This is a genomic window from Microbacterium sp. NPDC028030 (assembly GCF_040637855.1).
In the GTDB taxonomy this organism is placed as follows: Bacteria; Actinomycetota; Actinomycetes; order Actinomycetales; family Microbacteriaceae; genus Microbacterium.
On the sequence record NZ_JBEZXF010000001.1, the window covers coordinates 1,040,190 to 1,057,886 of the forward strand.

General features: G+C 69.8%; 19 protein-coding genes and 1 riboswitch. Of the genes, 13 read left to right on the forward strand and 6 right to left on the reverse strand.

Annotated elements, in window-relative coordinates; translation table 11 throughout:
- Positions 1–41: 41 nt before the first annotated feature.
- A riboswitch (TPP riboswitch) is annotated at positions 42–153 on the forward strand.
- From AB0E56_RS05120 to AB0E56_RS05130, 3 genes are all read left to right on the forward strand, one after another.
- Positions 144–785, forward strand: coding sequence for an ECF transporter S component (locus AB0E56_RS05120; RefSeq protein ID WP_359797147.1), 642 nt, complete (start codon positions 144–146; stop codon positions 783–785). (Overlaps the previous riboswitch by 10 nt.)
- Complete coding sequence (locus tag AB0E56_RS05125) at positions 785–2,248, forward strand: ABC transporter ATP-binding protein (RefSeq protein ID WP_359797149.1); 1,464 nt, start codon at positions 785–787, stop codon at positions 2,246–2,248. The genes AB0E56_RS05120 and AB0E56_RS05125 overlap by 1 nt, the downstream gene beginning before the upstream one ends.
- Positions 2,239–3,030 (forward strand): energy-coupling factor transporter transmembrane component T, encoded by a 792-nt coding sequence (locus AB0E56_RS05130; RefSeq protein WP_359797150.1) that lies wholly within the window; start codon positions 2,239–2,241, stop codon positions 3,028–3,030. The genes AB0E56_RS05125 and AB0E56_RS05130 overlap by 10 nt, the downstream gene beginning before the upstream one ends.
- 56 nt (positions 3,031–3,086) lie before the next feature.
- Here the strand turns inward: AB0E56_RS05130 and AB0E56_RS05135 are convergent, their stop codons facing one another.
- Both AB0E56_RS05135 and AB0E56_RS05140 read right to left on the reverse strand, forming a co-directional pair.
- Complete coding sequence (locus AB0E56_RS05135) at positions 3,087–3,821, reverse strand: aminoglycoside 3'-phosphotransferase (RefSeq protein ID WP_359797151.1); 735 nt, start codon at positions 3,819–3,821, stop codon at positions 3,087–3,089.
- Positions 3,822–3,855: 34 nt separating this feature from the next.
- A complete protein-coding gene (locus AB0E56_RS05140) occupies positions 3,856–4,215 on the reverse strand; it encodes a DUF488 family protein (protein WP_359797153.1) in 360 nt (119 codons plus the stop codon).
- A 118-nt stretch (positions 4,216–4,333) separates the two neighbouring features.
- On the opposite strand from AB0E56_RS05140, the gene AB0E56_RS05145 reads away from it, so the two are divergent.
- A complete protein-coding gene (locus AB0E56_RS05145; protein WP_359797155.1) occupies positions 4,334–5,092 on the forward strand; it encodes an SDR family NAD(P)-dependent oxidoreductase in 759 nt (252 codons plus the stop codon).
- Between the two features lie 53 nt (positions 5,093–5,145).
- Complete coding sequence (locus AB0E56_RS05150) at positions 5,146–5,976, forward strand: NAD(P)-dependent oxidoreductase (protein ID WP_359797156.1); 831 nt, start codon at positions 5,146–5,148, stop codon at positions 5,974–5,976.
- A gap of 43 nt (positions 5,977–6,019) precedes the next feature.
- Here AB0E56_RS05150 and AB0E56_RS05155 read toward each other — a convergent pair whose 3' ends face one another.
- The 4 genes from AB0E56_RS05155 to AB0E56_RS05170 all read right to left on the reverse strand — a co-directional run bounded on the left by AB0E56_RS05155 (position 6,020) and on the right by AB0E56_RS05170 (position 9,039).
- Complete coding sequence (locus AB0E56_RS05155) at positions 6,020–6,766, reverse strand: sulfite exporter TauE/SafE family protein (protein ID WP_359797158.1); 747 nt, start codon at positions 6,764–6,766, stop codon at positions 6,020–6,022.
- Positions 6,763–7,455, reverse strand: coding sequence for an ankyrin repeat domain-containing protein (locus AB0E56_RS05160; RefSeq protein WP_359797159.1), 693 nt, complete (start codon positions 7,453–7,455; stop codon positions 6,763–6,765). Before AB0E56_RS05160 ends, AB0E56_RS05155 begins: the two co-directional genes overlap by 4 nt.
- A gap of 37 nt (positions 7,456–7,492) precedes the next feature.
- On the reverse strand, positions 7,493–8,131 hold the full coding sequence (locus AB0E56_RS05165) for a bifunctional 4-hydroxy-2-oxoglutarate aldolase/2-dehydro-3-deoxy-phosphogluconate aldolase (RefSeq protein WP_359797161.1): 639 nt from the start codon (positions 8,129–8,131) through the stop codon (positions 7,493–7,495).
- Positions 8,132–8,277: 146 nt separating this feature from the next.
- Entirely contained in the window at positions 8,278–9,039 is a 762-nt protein-coding gene (locus AB0E56_RS05170) for a GntR family transcriptional regulator (RefSeq protein WP_359797163.1), read from the reverse strand.
- Between the two features lie 178 nt (positions 9,040–9,217).
- On the opposite strand from AB0E56_RS05170, the gene AB0E56_RS05175 reads away from it, so the two are divergent.
- From AB0E56_RS05175 to AB0E56_RS05210, 8 genes are all read left to right on the forward strand, one after another.
- Entirely contained in the window at positions 9,218–9,913 is a 696-nt protein-coding gene (locus AB0E56_RS05175; protein WP_183151095.1) for an MgtC/SapB family protein, read from the forward strand.
- A 71-nt stretch (positions 9,914–9,984) separates the two neighbouring features.
- Positions 9,985–10,893, forward strand: coding sequence for a TIM barrel protein (locus AB0E56_RS05180; RefSeq protein ID WP_359797164.1), 909 nt, complete (start codon positions 9,985–9,987; stop codon positions 10,891–10,893).
- Positions 10,890–12,053 (forward strand): Gfo/Idh/MocA family oxidoreductase, encoded by a 1,164-nt coding sequence (locus AB0E56_RS05185; protein ID WP_359797165.1) that lies wholly within the window; start codon positions 10,890–10,892, stop codon positions 12,051–12,053. Before AB0E56_RS05180 ends, AB0E56_RS05185 begins: the two co-directional genes overlap by 4 nt.
- Before the next feature lie 65 nt (positions 12,054–12,118).
- A complete protein-coding gene (locus tag AB0E56_RS05190; protein WP_359797166.1) occupies positions 12,119–13,528 on the forward strand; it encodes an extracellular solute-binding protein in 1,410 nt (469 codons plus the stop codon).
- Between the two features lie 2 nt (positions 13,529–13,530).
- On the forward strand, positions 13,531–14,475 hold the full coding sequence (locus AB0E56_RS05195) for a sugar ABC transporter permease (protein WP_359797167.1): 945 nt from the start codon (positions 13,531–13,533) through the stop codon (positions 14,473–14,475).
- Positions 14,472–15,326, forward strand: coding sequence for a carbohydrate ABC transporter permease (locus AB0E56_RS05200; protein WP_202045679.1), 855 nt, complete (start codon positions 14,472–14,474; stop codon positions 15,324–15,326). The genes AB0E56_RS05195 and AB0E56_RS05200 overlap by 4 nt, the downstream gene beginning before the upstream one ends.
- Complete coding sequence (locus tag AB0E56_RS05205; protein WP_359797168.1) at positions 15,326–16,399, forward strand: ABC transporter ATP-binding protein; 1,074 nt, start codon at positions 15,326–15,328, stop codon at positions 16,397–16,399. Before AB0E56_RS05200 ends, AB0E56_RS05205 begins: the two co-directional genes overlap by 1 nt.
- Positions 16,399–17,655 (forward strand): CehA/McbA family metallohydrolase, encoded by a 1,257-nt coding sequence (locus AB0E56_RS05210; RefSeq protein ID WP_359797170.1) that lies wholly within the window; start codon positions 16,399–16,401, stop codon positions 17,653–17,655. Before AB0E56_RS05205 ends, AB0E56_RS05210 begins: the two co-directional genes overlap by 1 nt.
- Positions 17,656–17,697 lie beyond the last annotated feature (42 nt).

Genomic DNA, 17,697 nt, shown 5'->3' on the forward strand with positions numbered 1-17,697 from the left:
GGCCCTGTCGCCACGCGGGTGTCGTCAGCGGGTAAGATCTTCACCACAACCACGGGAGTCCGGCGAGCCGGGCTGAGAGGGAGCGAATCGCGCTTCGACCGTCGAACCTGATCTGGGTAATGCCAGCGCAGGGAGGAGTTCAGATGAGTACGTCCACATCCACATCCGCGTCCACGACGCAGACCGCTGCCCCCGCCAGGAGCTTCCTGCGCTGGCGCATCGTCGACATCGTCGTCGCCAGCGTGATCGGCGTCGCCGCCGGCCTGATCTTCCTGGCCTGGAACGTCGGCTACCTCGGGCCGAAGGCGCTCCTGGAGCCGCTGCTTCCCGGCATCCAGGGCCTCCTCGACGGACCATGGCTCTTCGCCGGGGTGCTCGGCGGGCTCATCATCCGCAAGGCGGGCGCGGCGATCTACGTCGAGCTCCTCGCCGCGGTCGTGTCGGCCCTCATCGGCAACCAGTGGGGCGGGTTCCTCACGCTCGAGGCCGGTCTCGTGCAGGGCCTGGGCGCCGAGCTGATCTTCCTGCTCTTCTTCTACCGTCGCTGGTCGCTGCCGGTCGCGATCCTCGCGGGCGCCGGTGCCGCGCTGGCCGGCGGCATCAACAACCTCGTGCTCTGGTATGCGGGCTCGGGTCCTGCCTTCACGATCATCTATCTCGTCAGCACGGTCATCTCGGGTGCGGTCATCGCCGGTGCCCTGTCCTGGGTGCTGGCGCGCGGCATCGCCGCGACCGGGGCCCTCGACCGCTTCGGTTCCGGCCGCGAGGCGCGCGTGCGGGTCTGATGTCGACGGATCGGTCCACCCCGGCCGCCGTGCAGGCGCGCGGCTGGGGGTGGCGTCATGCGAGTCGGCTCGCCTGGGCGGTGAGCGACATCTCGTTCCGCATCGATCCCGGCGAGCGCGTCCTGGTGCTCGGGGCCTCCGGCGCGGGCAAGTCGACGCTGCTGCACGGACTTGCGGGCGTTCTCGGCGGCGAGGAAGAGGGCGAGAGCGCAGGCGAGCTGCTCGTCGGCGACGCCCCTGCCGTCGCCACCCGGGGGCGCGCGGGCCTCGTGCTGCAGGATCCCGACTCGCAGGTCATCCTGGCGCGCACGGGCGACGACGTCGCGTTCGGCTGCGAGAACCTGGGGGTTCCCCGTGCGGAGATCTGGCCGCGCGTGGAATCCGCCTTGGCCGCCGTCGGCCTCGACGTGCCGCTGGACCACCCGACCAAGGCGTTGTCCGGCGGGCAGAAGCAACGGCTCGCGCTCGCCGGAATGCTCGCGATGCGACCGGGGCTGGTGCTGCTCGACGAGCCGACGGCGAACCTCGATCCCGCGGGAGTCGGCGAGGTGCGCGACGCGGTGGAACGGATGCTGCGGGTACACCCGGCGACGCTCATCGTGGTCGAGCATCGCCTCGACGTGTGGCTGCCCCTCATCACGCGGGTGATCGTGCTCGGGGCGGGCGGCGTGGTCGCAGACGGGGCCCCGGCCGAGGTCCTCGGAGCTCAGGGCGCGCAGCTCGCCGCGGACGGCGTCTGGGTGCCAGGGCATCCGCCGGCGGAGCCGCCGCCCCCGCGGGGAGCGCCGGGGACTCCGCTGTTGTCGGCGCGCGACCTGGCTGTCGCGCGCGTCAAGGGGCGACCGGTCGCCGAGAACATCGACCTCGACGTGCACGCGGGACAGGTGCTCGCGATCACAGGACCCAACGGGGCGGGCAAGTCGACCCTGGGGCTGACGGTGGCCGGACTCCTCCCTCCGGCGAGCGGCGACCTGACCGCGTCGGACGTGCTCGCCGCCGGCGCGGGTCCCTCGCCGATCCGCTGGGCATCGAAGCAGCTGCTGACCCGCATCGGCATGGTGTTCCAGGAGCCGGAGCACCAGCTCCTCAGCAAGACCGTGCGCGATGAGCTGGCCGTCGGCCCCCGTGCGCTCGGCGTGGGTGAGGATGAGATCGCCGCACGCAGCGATGAACTGCTCTCCCGCCTGCGGCTCGCGCATCTCGCCGCCGCCAATCCGTACACGCTGTCGGGCGGTGAGAAGCGCCGGCTGACGGTCGCCGCGGCCATCGCGACCCGACCGCGGGTGCTCGTGCTCGACGAGCCGACCTTCGGGCAGGACGCCCGCACCTGGGCCGAGCTCGTCGCGATGCTCGCCATGCTGCGCGAGGAGGGGTCGGCGATCGTGACGATCACGCACGACCTGGATGTGGCGAGGGCGCTGCACGCCGAGAGGTTCGAACTCGGGGGCGCACGATGGCCCTGATCGACACACGCGCACGCACGGGAGCCGTCGCCGCGATCAATCCCGTCGCCAAGCTCGGGGTGAGCGCCCTGATCGCGGTGCCGTTGATCCTGACCCTCGATCCGGTGTCGGCGTCCGTCGCCCTCGTGCTCGAGTTCGTGCTGTTCCTGTTCGCCGGGATCGGGTGGCGCGAGTTCTGGGTTCGCACCTGGCCGGTGTGGCTCGCCGCCCCTCTCACAGGTCTGACCATCGCGCTCTACGGAGAGACGAGTGGCGTGGTCTACGTCGACTGGTTCGTGCTGCGCATCAGCGAGGGGTCGCTGGCTCTCGCGCTCGCGACGATGCTGCGCGTGCTCGCGATCGCCCTGCCCTCGGTCGTGCTGTTCATCACCGTCGACCCGACCGACCTGGCCGACGGCCTCGGTCAGATCGTGCGGCTGCCGGCGCGGTTCGTACTCGGTGCTCTCGCCGGACTGCGCATGGTGGGCCTGTTCCTCGACGACTGGCGTGCGCTCGAACTCGCGCGCCGCGCCAGGGGCGTCGCCGACCGAGGGCGCATCCGCCGGTTCCTCGGGATGGCCTTCGCACTGCTCGTGCTCTCCATCCGTCGCGGCGCCAAGCTCGCCACCGCCATGGAGGCCAGGGGCTTCGGGGCGCCAGGGCGTCGTACCTGGGCGCGCGAGTCGCGGTTCGGCGGGCCCGAGTGGGCGCTGCTCGCCGTCGGGGCCGCGATCTCCGGTGTCGCGATCGCCGCGGCCGTCGCCACCGGCGCCTGGAACTTCATCCTGGGACCCGGCGCCTGAGTCGGCCCGGCGCGCGCAGATCTACACAGGAAGCGCGCGCGAAAGAGGGCCTGGGCTCAGGCGGCGTTCCAGAGGTCGCGGTAGTAGGCGAGGCGTTCCCGGTCGGGCTCGAGGCCGTAAGCCTCGATCAGTGCGTCCTCCCAGCCGGGGCCGAAGTTCCACTCGGTGCTCATGGATGCGACGGCAAGGTCGGCCCAGCGGTCGGCCACGCCCAGCAGCGCCAGGTCGACGTGCGCGAGCCAGCGGCCGTCGTCGCCCACCAGGGTGTTCGGGCAGCACGCATCGCCGTGGCTCACGACGAGACGGTCGACCTCGGGCGCTGTGCGCAACGACTCCGGGACGACGATGCCGCGATGTTCCGCATTCGCGATGCGGGAAGGCACGCTCCACTCCCAGGGGCACTCCGCGACGGGCAGGGCATCGTGCATCGCGCGCAGCCCCTCGCCCACGGCGCGGACGGCCGTCGCCGGTTCGGCGACCCACCGCGGGTCCACGGCGCTGAGTCCGTCGAGCGCGGCGGTGACCATCCACTCGTGCGTCTCATCCGAGCCGCTGTCGAGCACGGTGGGAACCGTGATCCAGCGTGACGCCCAGCGCATCCGCTCGGCCTCGTCGCTCAGGGTGAACTCCAGGTTCCGCGGCCCCCATTTGACGAAGAAGGGCTCGGAGACTCCGGTGGCACGGAACGTCAGGCCGCCGTAGTCGTTGCGCCAGACGCATTCGAGGTCGGCGTCTCCGGCGAGAAGGCGGACGCGGTCGGGCACGGCGATGTCTTCGACGGGGATCGACATGCCCCCATTTTGCCTGAGCCACCCGGACCGAGGGTCAAAGCAGCGGGCGCAGCGCCTCTTCGAGCACCACGGCGTGGTTGTGCTCCAGGTCATGTGCGGCGTACACGAGGGTCACCACGCGGTGGCTCCGCAGCTGTGCGGCGAGGTCCTCCAGCGCGTGCGCCGAGTCCTCTGCGAGCTCTGCGCGATAGCGATCCGCGTACGTGCTCCACTCCTCCGCAGGGGCGCCGTGCCACTGGCGACGGAGTTCCGGCGACGGCGCCGTGTCCTTCGCCCACAGGTCGATCGCGGCGCGTTCCTTCGATACGCCGCGCGGCCACAGCCGGTCGACCAGGACGCGGAACCCGTCGTCTGCCGAGGCGGTGTCGTAGGCTCGCTTTCGACGCAGTTCCATGCGTCCAGCCAACACCCGAACGGGGTCTCGCGCCAGCGTGTGAGGCGGTTCGTTCTGGAACCAGGAACCACGTAGGCTGGGACTCAGTCGCACGTCGACGTTCGAAGGAGAACATCAGATGCAGATCAGCGGACAGGGCGCACTCGTCACCGGCGGGGCCTCCGGCCTCGGCCTGGCCACCGCGCGCCGACTCGTCGCCGCGGGCGCCCACGTCACGATCATCGACCTGGCCTCGTCGAAGGGCGCCGACATCGCGACCGAGCTCGGCGGGCTCTTCGTCGCCGCCGACGTCACGAGTGCCGAAGAGGTCGAAGCCGCCGTCGCCGCTGCGCAGGCCGCGGCGCCCCTGCGCATCGTCGTGAACTGCGCCGGGATCGCACCGCCGGCCAAGGTGCTCGACCGCGAGGGTCACCCCGCCGTGCTCGCCGACTTCGAGCGTGTGATCCGGATCAACCTCGTCGGCACCTTCAACGTCGTCGCTCAGGCTGCTGCCGTGATCGCGAAGAACGAACTGCACGATGAGGAGCGCGGCGTGATCGTGAACACCGCGAGCGTCGCCGCGTTCGACGGGCAGATCGGGCAGCCCGCGTACTCCGCATCGAAGGGCGGCGTGCACGCCATGACGCTCCCGGTCGCCCGCGAACTCGCCAGGCACGGCATCCGTGTCTGCACGATCGCGCCCGGCATCATGGAGACCCCGATGCTGATGGGATTGCCGCAGGAGGCGCAGGACTCGCTCGGCCAGCAGGTGCCGTTCCCCGCACGGCTCGGTCGCCCCGACGAATACGCCGCCCTCGTGCAGCAGATCGTCGAGAACGGCTACCTCAACGGCGAGACCATCCGCCTCGACGGGGCCATCCGCATGGCCCCGCGTTGACCCACGCCTCGACGGGAACGAACGGCACTCGCGATCAGAACCTAGGAGAACTCATGACACTGGCTGGAAAGACGATCCTGATGTCGGGTGGCAGCCGCGGCATCGGACTCGCGATCGCACTGCGGGCAGCCGCGGACGGCGCGAACATCGCCATGCTCGCGAAGACCGACACCCCGCACCCCAAGCTCGAGGGCACGATCCACACCGCCGCCGAACAGATCAGGGCGGCGGGCGGACAGGCGCTGCCGATCGTGGGCGACGTGCGCGACGACGACGACATCACCGAAGCGGTCATGAAGACCCAGGGCGAGTTCGGCGGCATCGACATCGTCATCAACAACGCCAGCGTGATCGACCTCTCGCGCTCGCTCGATCTGAACGCCAAGAAGTACGACCTGATGCAGGACGTCAACGTGCGCGGCACCTTCATGCTGTCGCGCGCCGCGGTGCCGATCCTCAAGGATGCCGAGAACCCGCACATCCTGTCCCTGTCGCCGCCCCTCAACCCCACGCCGAAGTGGCTCGGCGCGCACACCGGATACACCCTCGCGAAGTTCGGCATGACCATGGCGACCCTCGGACTCGCTGCGGAGTTCGCGCGCGACGGGATCGCCGCCAACACGCTGTGGCCCCGCACCACGATCGCGACGGCGGCGGTGCAGAACCTCCTCGGCGGAGACAAGGTCATGGCGGCGAGCCGCACGCCCGACATCTACGCCGATGCCGCCTATGCCGTGCTGCTCAAGCCCGCGGCGTCGTACACAGGACAGACGCTCATCGTCGAGGACGTGCTCGAGGCCGACGGCGTGACCGACTTCTCACGGTACGCGGCAGTACCCGGCACACCGGACACCGCGCTCTTCCCCGACATCTTCCTCGACTGAGCGCCGGGAAGGAGGCGCGGCCGGGAGTGCCGGGCCAGGTCGCTCAGATCAGCAGGTAGACCGCGCCGAGGATCGTCAGCACGATCACGATGCGGTCGAACACGCGCTGATTCATCCGGCGTGCGACAGCGAGCCCGAGGAGCGCACCGACGACCACGAGCGGGGCGAGCACGGCATCCATCAGCAGCACGGGAGCCTCGAACAGGCCCAGTCCTGCGAGGAACGGCACCTTGACGACGTTGATGATCGCGAAGAACCATGCCGACGTGCCGAGGAACACCTGCACCGGGGTCCGCGTGGCGAGGAAGTACATCGACATCACGGGTCCTCCCGCGTTGGCGACCATCGTCGTGAAGCCGCCCAGAGTGCCGTAGGCGCCGGCGAGCAGGATCCCTGACCCCGGTGGCGTCTCATCCGTCCTGCTCTGTCTCCACCGCCGCCACAGGGTCACGGCGATCATGAGCAGCAGGATCACGCCGATCGCGCGGCGCACGATGCCGTCACCCGCCAGGGCGAGGAAGGCGAACCCCGCGAGCAGTCCGGCGATCACCGCCGGAGCGAGGCGCAGCAGAGTGGGCCAGTGGGCGTGGCGGCGGTAGGCGATCAACGCGAACACGTCGCCGACCATGAGCAGGAGCAGGGTCGCGGCGGTCGAGGTGCGGGCGGGCAGCACCGCAGCGAACAGGGCGATCGCGAGGATGCTGCCGCCGGGCAGTGCCGTCTTGGAGATGCCGATCGCGACCGCGGCGACGACGAGAGCCGCCCAGGCCCAGGGGTCGAGGGCGATCACCGTTGGAGTTCGGCGACGATCGCGTCGTAGCCGCGGGTACGGGCGAGGTCGACCGGCAGCACGCCGTCGCCGTCGGGGATGCCGACGTCCGCACCGCCGTCGATGAGCGCGCGCACGACGTCCACGTAGCGGGCGGATCCGTCTCCCAGCACGATCGCCTCGTGCAGGGCCGTCCAGTTCAGGTTGTTCACGTGGTCGGGGTCGACGCCGGCGTCGAGGAGGATCTCTACTGTCGCGAGGAGTCCCCGCTCGGATGCCGGGATCAGCGCCGTCCCGCCGAAGCGGTTCGTGCTCGTCAGGTCGGCGCCGTTCTCGAGCGTCAGGAGCAGGATCTCGTCATGCCCCCGCGCGCCGGCGTACAGGTACGCGGAGTCCTGGATGTCGTCCTTCGCGTTGACGTCGGCGCCGGCCTCGATCAGCGCTCGGGCGGCCTCGACGTGGTCGGCCTTGGTCGCGGCGACCAGGGCCGTCATCCCCGAGTCCCCCCGCGCCTCGATGTCGGCGCCTTCGTCGAGTGCGACGCGAACGGCATCGGCATCCCCGGCAGTGGCGGCGTCGAGCAGATCAATCGTGGCGTCGGTCACGGGGGCCTCCTGGGTCGGCGGGGTCGGATGCGGCGCGGCCGTGCAGCCCGTCGTCAGCAGCATCGCGGCCGCGACGCCCGCCCTCAACATCCGTAGCACGCGCATGCATCCGGTATACCAAATCCGGCGCAGTGGCGCTCGTTCAGTTCCGTGCGGCGGAGAGAGCCGCGGTGAACCGGGCCGCGCGCTGCTCGATGTCGGCCCAGTCGGCGGAGGCGATCGACGCCCCGTTCGCGAGGTCTCCGCCCGCGCCGACGGCGACGGCTCCCGCAGCGAACCAGGCGGCGAGGTTGTCGGGGTTCACGCCGCCGGTCGGCATGAGAGGCGCATCGGGGAAGGGGCCGCGCAGGGCGCCGAGGTAGCCGGGTCCGCCCAGCGAGGCGGGGAAGATCTTCACCACATCGACGCCGAGCTCGAGCGCACTCATGACCTCGGTCGGGGTCATCGCGCCGGTCATGACCACCCGGTCGGTGTCGAGCATCGTGCGGGTGAGGTGCGGGAGAGTCCCCGGGCTCACGAGGAACTGCGCGCCCGCGTCGGCCGCCTGCTCCGCGTGGGCCGCCGTCGTCACGGTGCCGGCACCGATGTACGCGGCATCGCCGTGCCGAGCGATCAGCTCGCGGATCACGGCGGGCGCGTCGGGAGTGGAGAAGGTGACCTCGATGCCGGTGACTCCGCCGCGGATGATCGCCTCGGATGCTTCCAGTGCCAGCTCGGGCGACGGAGCTCTGAGCACGGCGAGGATCCCGGTCGTGCGGGCATGGGCGAGACGGTCGGGCATGAGACTCCTTGCGGTGGGGGACGGTCCCATTCTCCTCTGCGCCGGCGGGGTTCGTCGCCCAGGGTCAGCGCCCGCCGGTTCCCAGGTGTCGATCAGATCCTTCGACTCCTTCAGCCCGAGGCTGGTGTGCTGCCGCAGCAGCGGGGCTACTTGGCGACGAGCGTCGTCTCGAACCGGTAGAGGTCTGGACGATAGCAATGGTGCCCGAACTCGATCGCCGCGCCGGACTGATCGAACGAGATGCGCTCCATCGTCAGCAGCGGTCCGCCCGCCTCGATCTCCAGCAGCTCCGGCTCGTCCGCCTCCGCGCGGCGGGCGCCGATCTTCTGCTTGGCGACGCGGATGGCGACGCCCCTGGCGCGCAGCACCTGGTAGAGACCCCGGGACTCGAGCTGCTCGACGGCGATGTCGGCGAACTCCTTCGGCAGGTAGTTCTCGAGCACGGCGACCGGGACGCCGTCGGTGCTGCGTCGACGCCGCAGATGCAGCACCTCGGTACCGGCGGGGAGGGCGAGCGCGGCCGCGATCTCGTCGGAGGCGGCGATCACCTCGTGGGTGAGCACCTGCGTGCCCGGTTCGTGATGGGCGCTCTGCAGATCCTCGAACAGGCTGGTGAGCTCGACCTGCCGCGTCACGGACCCCTGCACGACCTGCGTGCCGATCCCTCGTCGCCGCACGAGCAGCCCCTTGTCGACGAGCTCCTGGATCGCGCGCCGGATGGTGGGTCGGGAGAGTCCCAGCTGTTCGGCGATCGACACCTCGTTCTCGAGCCGGGCGCCTGCGGGGATGGCCCCCGATTGGATGGCGCTCTGGAGGCGGGTCGACACCTGGAAGTACAGCGGAACAGGGCCCGTGCGGTCGATGTCCGCGAAGAGGTCGTTCGGCCACGGGGTGACGACATCGGCCATGGGTGCTCCACTCTGTGTCAGGGAGTCACATTGTAGCGACAATCATACGATCCGATCCATCCTCGACTTCCCCCGTTTTTCCGGGGTTGAGGGGGCCTTCAGGCGTCGAAAAGGCCGCAGCGCGCCGGCGGATATGCTTAAAGTGCTATTGTGCTGACATGCATGACGGGACAGGAGCGTGATCGGCGATCCGCACCTCCTCGTCGAGCTCGGGCTCCTCGGTCTCGCGTTCGTGCTCTCGCTCGCGGTCGGCGTCGAACGTTCGCGCAAGCAGAAGAACGCGGGGCTCCGCACACACGTTCTGGTGGGGCTGGGGTCGGCGATCTTCACGCTCATCTCGGCCTACGGGTTCGAGGGCGTGCTGGGCCCCGACGTCGCGGTCGATCCTTCGCGCATCGCTGCACAGGTCGTCTCCGGGATCGGCTTCCTGGGTGCCGGAGTGATCTTCGTACGCAACAACGCCGTCTCGGGGCTCACCTCGGCCGCGACCATCTGGGTGGTCGCCGCGATCGGCATGGCATGCGGCGCGAACATGCCCCTGCTGGCGATCGCGGGCACCGCCCTGCATCTGCTGACGGTGGGGCCGCTGTCCCGGTTGCGCGATCGGGTGCGCCCTGAGCCGGAGCGCCTGCGCGTCACGCTGCAGTATGCGGCGGATCGCGGCGCGCTCCGCGAGGTCATGGCGGCGGCTGAGCGGCGCGGACTGCCCGCGACGCTCCTGGGCGCTGCCCGGATCCACGGCGACTCGGACATGCGGGCGACCCTCGAATTCGCCGAGGCGGCGCCGGACGCGCGATCGGATCTGATCGACGACATCGCCCGCTTGGACGGCGTGCGATCGGTGGTCGTTCAGGGCTTCTCGGAAGACGATTGATGCATATGTCATGACCTGCTAACATTCTCAACGGACCTGGGTCCGACCATTCAATGGAGAAAGGAACACGCGTGATCCGCATCGCGAACGCTCCGGTCAGCTACGGAGTCTTCGAGCTGGCTCGGCCGGACCTCGTCGCTCTGCCGCAGGGGGAGGAGCTCGCCCGCTGGATCAGCGAGGCCGGCTACCAGGGCATCGACCTCGGCCCCGTGGGGCTGCTCGGGCGTGGCGCGGATCTCACGGATCGCCTGGACCGACACGGCCTCGAACTCGCCGGTGGCTGGGCCGATCTTCCCTTCGCGGCCGACGACGAGCAGTTCGCCGCGGCTCTCGCCGCGCTGGACGACATCCTCGATGTGTTCGTCACCGCCGCCGAGAACGACCAGGACATGGCGCCCCTGCCGACGCTCGCCGACTCGGGCAGCGCGGAGCGCAAGGCGAAGCCGGGCGGAGCGCCGGAGCTAACGCTGCGCGGCGACGCCTGGGCGCGATTCGCCGACCGCGTGAACGCCGCGGTCTCCCGGGTGCGCGAACGCGGACTCGAACCCACGTTCCACCACCATGCCTGCACGCATGTCGAGACTCCCGAGGAGGTCGATGCGCTCCTCGCCTCGACCGACGTCGGCCTCACCTTCGACTCCGGTCACCTGCTCATCGGCGGGGGAGATCCTCTGGCCGACTTCCGTCGCTGGCGGGACCGCATCAACCACCTCCACCTCAAGGACGCCCGCACCGGGATCCTGGACGAGGCGCTCCAGGACGACGATCCGATGCGCTCCGTGTGGGAGAAGCGCGTCTTCGTGCCGCTCGGCGACGGCGACCTCGCGGTGACCGAACTGCTGGACGAGATCGTCGCCAGCGGATACGAGGGCTGGCTCATCGTCGAGCAGGACGTCGTGCCGCGCTCGGCGGCAGACGTCGAGCGCGCCAAGGCCGACCAGGTCGCCAACCGCGAGGCCCTGCGGCGGTGGTTCGCATGAGCGTCACACGCGTCGCCGTCATCGGTCTCGGTGCGATCAGCCAGAGCGTGCACCTCCCCCTGCTGCGCAGGAACGCCGACACGTTCGCCATCGCGGCGCTCGTCGAGCTCTCCGCTGAGCGCGCCGCCGACATGGGCGGGCGATACGGCGTGGCCGACGCGCACAGGTTCACCTCGGTCGACGACCTCGTCGCCGCGAAGGTCGACGGTGCGCTCGAGGTCGACGCCGCGATCCTCGCCACCACCGGGTCGCATGCCGCAGACACCCTGCGCCTCGTCCGTGCCGGCATCCGCGTGCTCGCCGAGAAGCCGCTGGCCTACTCCGTGGCCGAGCTCGATGCACTCACCGCGTACGCCGACGACGCGGGTATCGACCTGCGCGACTGGGTGCGCGTCGGCTACATGAAGGAGTACGACACGGCCTCGCTGCGTGCGAAGGACCTTTTGGCCGACGTGAGCCTGCGCGCCGTCAGCGTGCAGGTGATGCATCCGCTCGACGGCTCGCAGCTCGCCTACGCACGCCTCGCCGCGCCCACCGGAGACGTTCCGCGCGAGGCGCTGGAACCCCTCCTCGCCGCGACCTCCTCGATCGTCGACGGCGCCGTCGGCTCGGACCTGCCCGCCGACCTCCGCACGCTCTACACGAACGTCGTGCTCGGCTCGATCGTGCACGACGTCGGCCTGCTCCGGTCGCTCGTCGGAGGACTGGGCGAGGTGTCGTTCGCACAGCACTGGGGGCCGAAGATGCCGGGCTCCGTGCACCTGCGGGGAGCGCTCGCGCGCGACGAGACGCCGTGGACCGTCGACTGGCACTACATCGACGGCTACCCCGACTACCAGGAGACCGTCACCTTCCACCACGAGACCGGAACGATCGAGCTCGTCTTCGGAGTGCCGTACGTGACCAACCTCCCCACCATCCTCCGCGTGACCGAGAGTCACCCGGAGCTCGGCATCCGCGTGAGCGAATCGCGCTGGATGCAGCAAGAGGCTTTCGAGAACGAGTTGTACGCGCTGGCGGCGCTGGTCCGCGGCGAACGCCCCTCCGGGGCGGGCGTCGAGGAGTCGGTCGCCGACGTGCGCGTCGGGCAGCGGATGATCCGCGCTCTCGCGCTCTCGAAGGGCTTCGCACTCGCACCGGGCGCCGAAGCCGCGCAGTAGACACCCCGCAACACCCGAATCCGAGCGGTTCCCGCTCGGCGATCAGCGACACAGAAAGGTCGGAAATGGTCACGTATGGAAAGCGCCGCCTGCTCGCGGCGTTCGCCCTCACCACCGTCGGTGCGGTCGTCCTGGCCGGCTGCTCCGGAAGCTCGGAGCCCGAGACGGAGGAGTCGTCTGGCCCCGTCACCCTCACCCTCACCACCAACTCCATCACCGGCGGGAAGAACGCCGCCGAAGCGGACTGGATCGCGGACTGGGTCATCCCCGAGTTCGAGAAGGCGATGGAGGAGGACGGCAAGGACGTCACCGTCGAGTTCCAGCCGCAGGGCGTGGACGACGAGGACTACAAGACGAAGATCGCCCTCGACCTCCAGTCGGGCAAGGGCGCCGACATCATCGGCATGGACGGCATCTGGGTCGGCGAGTTCGCCGAGGCCGGGTACATCAAGCCGCTCGCCGAGGTGGGCGGCAGCGCCGTGGACGACTGGGACGGCTGGGCGCAGATCCCCGATGCCGTGCAGAACGCGCTGTCGTTCGACGGTGAGCGCTACGGAGTGCCGCAGGGCGCCGACGGCCGGGTGCTCTACTACAACAAGGATCTCTTCGCGCAGGCCGGCCTCGACGAGGACTGGGCTCCCGAGAGCTGGGACGACATCCTCGACGCGGCTGGCGACCTGAAGAAGCTCGACGGCGTCACGCCGATCCAGCTCAACGCCGGAACCGCGATGGGTGAGGCGACGACCATGCAGGGGCTGCTGCCGATGCTGGTCGGCACCGGCGAGCAGGTCTTCGAGGACGGCAAGTGGATCGGCGCCACCGACGGCATGGAGGAGGTGCTCGACCTCTACAAGACGATCTATGTCGACGAGGGGCTCGGCGATCCGGTGCTGCAGCAGGAGGCCTCGGGCCGCGACACCTCGTTCCAGCTCTTCGCCGAGGGTAAGATCGGCATCCTCCTGGAGGGTGACTACTTCTGGCGTTCGGTGATCAACCCCGCCGAGGGCGTCGGCACCGCGCCGATGGCAGACCGCGACGACGTCGTCGGCTACGCCAAGATCCCGGCGATCGAACCGGGCGAGGGCATCGAGGGCCAGGACTACGTGTCGATGTCGGGAGGCACCGGCCGCGTGCTCAACCCCAACTCGAAGCACGCCGAGCTGGCGTGGGAGCTGCTCGCGTTCATGAACTCGCCCGAGGCGTACGAGGCCCGCGCCGCCGGCACCCTCGCGATCTCGCCGCGCAACGACGTGAACGAGAAGCTGCTCTCGTCCGACCCGATGCTGACGTTCGTGAGCGAGGAGGTGCTGCCGATCACGGCATACCGCCCCGGCCTCGCGGCCTACCCGCAGGTCTCGGTGCTGCTGCAGCAGGCCACGCTCGACGTCGCCACCGGAACCTCGGTCGACGACACCCTGAAGACGTACGTCCGCGGACTCGAAGGCGTCGTGGGTCCGGACTCGATCTCCGAGTGACCATGACGCACGCAACGATGCCGGCGGGGAGCGTCACCGCTCCCCGCCGGCGCCGCGCGGAGGATGTCGCCGGTCTCGGGCGGGCACGGGCGACGCTGTTCGCGGCGCCCGGCCTGCTCCTGATTGGGCTGTTCCTCCTCTTCCCGGCGATCTGGACCGTCTACCTCGGGATGACGAACTACCGGTTGACCGGCTTCGCGGCCGCCAGCCCGCAGTTCGTCGGACTCGAGAACTTCTCGACCGCGCTGAACGACCCGCGGTTCTGGAACTCCCTGTGGCTCACGCTCGTGTTCGTGCTCGTCTCGGGCATCATCGGGCAGACGGTCCTCGGGTTCGCTCTCGCCTGGATGCTGCGCAACGTGCGCGCCGGGGTCAAGACCTTCGTCGAGACGCTCGTGCTCGCCGCGTGGGTCATCCCCGCCTCGGTCGCGTCATTCCTGTGGCTCGCCCTCCTCGACCGACGCACCGGGACGCTGAACGCCCTGCTCGGCACCGAGGGAGCGGCGTGGCTGATCGAGCACCCGATGGAGTGCATCATCATCTTCAACATCTGGGTCGGGACCGCGTTCTCGATGCAGCTGTTCTCCTCGGCGATCAGCGCCGTGCCGCCGTCGCAGCTGGAGAGCGCCCGCATGGTCGGGGCCAACACGTGGCAGCAGCTGCGCGACGTGATCCTGCCCAACATCAAGGGCCACCTGCTGACCAACACGCTGCTGATCACGCTGTGGACCTTCAACACGTTCACGCCGTACCTGCTCACGGCCGGTGGGCCCAACGGCCAGACCGACATCCTCTCGGTGTATATCTACCAGACCGCCATCCCGGGCGGACAGCTCGGACTCGGCGCCGCGATCTCGCTGATCATGCTCCTCATCAACCTCGTCATCGCGCTGATGTACACGCGCGTCTCGCGGGGCCGGAGCACGAAGAAGAAGGTGCGCTCATGATGACGACCATCAAGACGGTGGCTCGCGACCGCTCGGTGACCCACTTCGTGTCGCGGATCCTGTTCACGCTCGTGCTCGTGCTCGTGTCGCTGTTCTTCGCGCTGCCGATGGTGTGGCTGATCCTCGCGCCGTTCGACGCGACCCCCTCGTTGACCGTGTCGTGGCCGGACTGGACCCTCGACAACTTCGCGCGGCTGGTGGAGAACCCGTACGCGATGAAGTCCATCCTGAACTCGCTCATCCTCGGCATCGGGACGATGGCGCTCGTGATCGTCCTCGGCGCTCTGGCGTCGTACGCGATGAGCCGCATCAACATCCCCGGGCGCGACGGCATCCTGTACGGGCTGCTGCTGCTGTCGTCGATCGTGACCGGCACCGCGGCGATGGTCCCCACGTTCCAGCTCATCAACCAGCTGCAGCTGATCAACACGCACGTCGGAGTCATCCTGGTGCTCGCCGGCGGCATCCTGCCCACGGTGATCTTCATCCTCAAGGACTTCATGGACTCGATCCCGAAGTCGTACGAGGAATCGGCGCGACTGTACGGTGCAGGGCCGTTCCGCATCCTCAAGGACGTCGTCGTGCCGATCGCCCGGCCGGGCCTGGCGTTCATCGCGATCTGGACGATCGTGCAGGTGTGGGGCAACTTCCTCGTGCCGTTCCTGCTGCTGCGCACGCCCGACATGCAGCCGGCCGCCGTGCTCATGTACACCTTCTACACCGAGAGCGGCCAGGCCGATCTGCGACTCATCTCGGCGTTCTCGCTGGTGTTCTCGGTGCCCGTCCTCCTCATCTACTTCTTCGTCAACCGCCGCTACGGCTTCCGCTTCCACGGAGGGATCAAGTCCTGATGGCCGCCATCATCGCAACAGAACTCGTCAAGGAGTACCCCGGTGGGGTGCGCGGCGTCGACAGCGTCGACGTCGAGATCGCGGACGGCGAGTTCTTCGCCCTCCTCGGTCCGTCCGGATGCGGGAAGACCACGCTCCTCCGCTCCATCGCGGGCCTCGAGAGCATCACCTCGGGAAAGCTCACGATCGGGACCAAGGACGTCACGAACGCCGAGCCAGGCGAGCGCGGGGTGGCGATGGTCTTCCAGGACTACGCCCTCTTCCCGCACATGGACGTCGGCGACAACATCGCCTATCCGCTGCGGATCCGCCGCGTGGCCAAGGGCGAGCGCCGCACCACGGCCGAGTCCGTCGCCAACGGCCTGTCTCTGAACGGACTCATCGAGCGCCGCCCTGGACAGCTGTCCGGCGGTCAGCAGCAGCGCGTGGCTCTCGCCCGCGCCGTGGCGACGCGCCCCGACGTGCTGCTGCTCGACGAGCCGCTCTCGAACCTCGACGCGCGGCTGCGGCTCGAGGCGCGCACCTTCCTCAAGGAGCTGCAGCGCGACCTCGGTGTCACCACGGTGTTCGTGACGCACGATCAGGCGGAGGCGCTCGCGCTCGCCGACCGCATCGCGGTGATGAAGGCCGGCAAGCTGCAGCAGATCGGTTCGCCGAGGGAGATCTTCCACCGCCCGAACAACACCTTCGTCGCCGGGTTCATCGGCTCGGTGCCCATGAACCTGCTGGAGACCACGGTCACCGGCGGCACCGTGCGCATCGGCGACGCCGACGTGCCGGTTCCCGTCGAGGCAGCGGCCACGGTGCGCGACGGCCAGACGGTGAGCTGGGGCATCCGCCCGGAGTACCTGCGCTGGTCGACGGAGCCGGTCGACGGCGGCATCGCGGCGGAGGTCGTCGTCACCGAGACCCTCGGCGCGACGAGCCTCGTGCTGGTGAGCGCCGGCGAGCACAAGATGCAGGTCGTCGTCCCCGAGGAGCAGGAGCCGGTCGCCGGCGACCGCGGCTGGGTCGTGCCGCAGCTGAACCGCGCGCTCCTGTTCGACGCCGAGAGCACGGAGCGGATCGGCTGATGGCGAGCATCCGCACCACCCTCCACCTCACTCACGAGATCCAGAACGAGGACCGCTACGTGCGCGTGCCGTTCGACGTGCCCCGCGGCACGGACTCGCTCGAGGTGCGCATCTCGTATGACGCGGAGGCGGCGGTGATCGACCTCGGCTGCGAGGGCGCCGCGGGGTGGCGCGGATGGTCGGGCGGTGCACGGCAGGACTACGTGATCCGTGCCGACGACGCCACCCCCGGCTACCTCCCAGGTCGTCCGGAAGAGGGCGAGTGGAACGTGATCCTCGGGGTGCACCGGCTGAGCGCTGGAGGAGCCGACGTCGTGGTCGAGATCCTGCTGCCCGCGGAGTCCGGCATCGATCACGGTCCGGTGCCCGACCGCGTCGACGGTGTGCCTCGCGGCAGCAGCAGGAACCTCCCTGCGGCCGACGGTCTGCGCTGGTACGCGGGCGACTTCCACGCGCACACGCTGCACTCCGACGGCCGGGAGAGCATCGCCGGCCTCGCAGCGCTCGGCGTGCGCGCCGGGCTCGACTTCCTCGCCGTGACCGACCACAACACGGTCAGCCACCACGCGCACCTGCCCGTCGTCGGGGCGGAGCAGGGCATCACGCTGCTCCCCGGACAGGAGGTCACCACGCACCGTGGTCACGCGAACGCGTTCGGCGACATCGGCTGGATCGACTTCCGCCGACCGGCGCAGGAGTGGGTCGACGAGGTCGAGCGACGCGGCGGCGTGCTGAGCGTGAACCACCCGATCTCGGGCGACTGCTCGTGGCTGCACCCCCTCGACCGCACCCCGCGCGCGATCGAGCTGTGGCACTCCACCTGGTACCGCGAGCTCATCGCCACCTCACCGCTCGCCTTCCACGAGCGGTGGGACAAGAGCGCCGTGCTCCTCGGCGGCGCCGACTTCCACATGCGGAGCCAGGGCGTCGGACCCGGCACGCCGACCACCTGGGTGGCGGCGGAAGACGACTCGGTCGAGGCCATCCTGGCGGGGGTCGCCGCCGGTCGCACCGCCATCATGGGCGGGGTCTCGGTGCGAGACGGCCTCAGCGTGCCCGACCTGTTCACCGCGCCGGTGCTGCTGCGGGTCGACGGAGAGCTGCTCGCGATCGACGCCGACGGCCTGATCCTCGTCGACGGCGAGGGGGAGCGACGCTCGGTGCACGGCGACAGCGCCTCCTTCGACGGCGATCCCGCTTCCGGCCCCTACTACCTGCTGCACGCCGACCGCAGCATCGCCGCCCTCTGCGCCTGACCGCGCCCGAACGTCCCACCCAGAGATTCAGGAGTCCCCGCC

Bases quoted from the DNA above. Each gene is read 5' to 3' on its own strand.
- AB0E56_RS05195 (WP_359797167.1), top strand. From the start codon at position 13,531: ATGACGCACGCAACGATGCCGGCGGGGAGCGTCACCGCTCCCCGCCGG.
- AB0E56_RS05120 (WP_359797147.1), top strand. From the start codon at position 144: ATGAGTACGTCCACATCCACATCCGCGTCCACGACGCAGACCGCTGCC.
- AB0E56_RS05140 (WP_359797153.1), bottom strand. From the start codon at position 4,215: ATGGAACTGCGTCGAAAGCGAGCCTACGACACCGCCTCGGCAGACGAC.
- AB0E56_RS05190 (WP_359797166.1), top strand. From the start codon at position 12,119: ATGGTCACGTATGGAAAGCGCCGCCTGCTCGCGGCGTTCGCCCTCACC.
- AB0E56_RS05170 (WP_359797163.1), bottom strand. From the start codon at position 9,039: ATGGCCGATGTCGTCACCCCGTGGCCGAACGACCTCTTCGCGGACATC.
- AB0E56_RS05185 (WP_359797165.1), top strand. From the start codon at position 10,890: ATGAGCGTCACACGCGTCGCCGTCATCGGTCTCGGTGCGATCAGCCAG.
- AB0E56_RS05145 (WP_359797155.1), top strand. From the start codon at position 4,334: ATGCAGATCAGCGGACAGGGCGCACTCGTCACCGGCGGGGCCTCCGGC.
- AB0E56_RS05125 (WP_359797149.1), top strand. From the start codon at position 785: ATGTCGACGGATCGGTCCACCCCGGCCGCCGTGCAGGCGCGCGGCTGG.
- AB0E56_RS05160 (WP_359797159.1), bottom strand. From the start codon at position 7,455: ATGCGCGTGCTACGGATGTTGAGGGCGGGCGTCGCGGCCGCGATGCTG.
- AB0E56_RS05210 (WP_359797170.1), top strand. From the start codon at position 16,399: ATGGCGAGCATCCGCACCACCCTCCACCTCACTCACGAGATCCAGAAC.
- AB0E56_RS05205 (WP_359797168.1), top strand. From the start codon at position 15,326: ATGGCCGCCATCATCGCAACAGAACTCGTCAAGGAGTACCCCGGTGGG.
- AB0E56_RS05135 (WP_359797151.1), bottom strand. From the start codon at position 3,821: ATGTCGATCCCCGTCGAAGACATCGCCGTGCCCGACCGCGTCCGCCTT.
- AB0E56_RS05200 (WP_202045679.1), top strand. From the start codon at position 14,472: ATGATGACGACCATCAAGACGGTGGCTCGCGACCGCTCGGTGACCCAC.
- AB0E56_RS05150 (WP_359797156.1), top strand. From the start codon at position 5,146: ATGACACTGGCTGGAAAGACGATCCTGATGTCGGGTGGCAGCCGCGGC.
- AB0E56_RS05165 (WP_359797161.1), bottom strand. From the start codon at position 8,131: ATGCCCGACCGTCTCGCCCATGCCCGCACGACCGGGATCCTCGCCGTG.
- AB0E56_RS05130 (WP_359797150.1), top strand. From the start codon at position 2,239: ATGGCCCTGATCGACACACGCGCACGCACGGGAGCCGTCGCCGCGATC.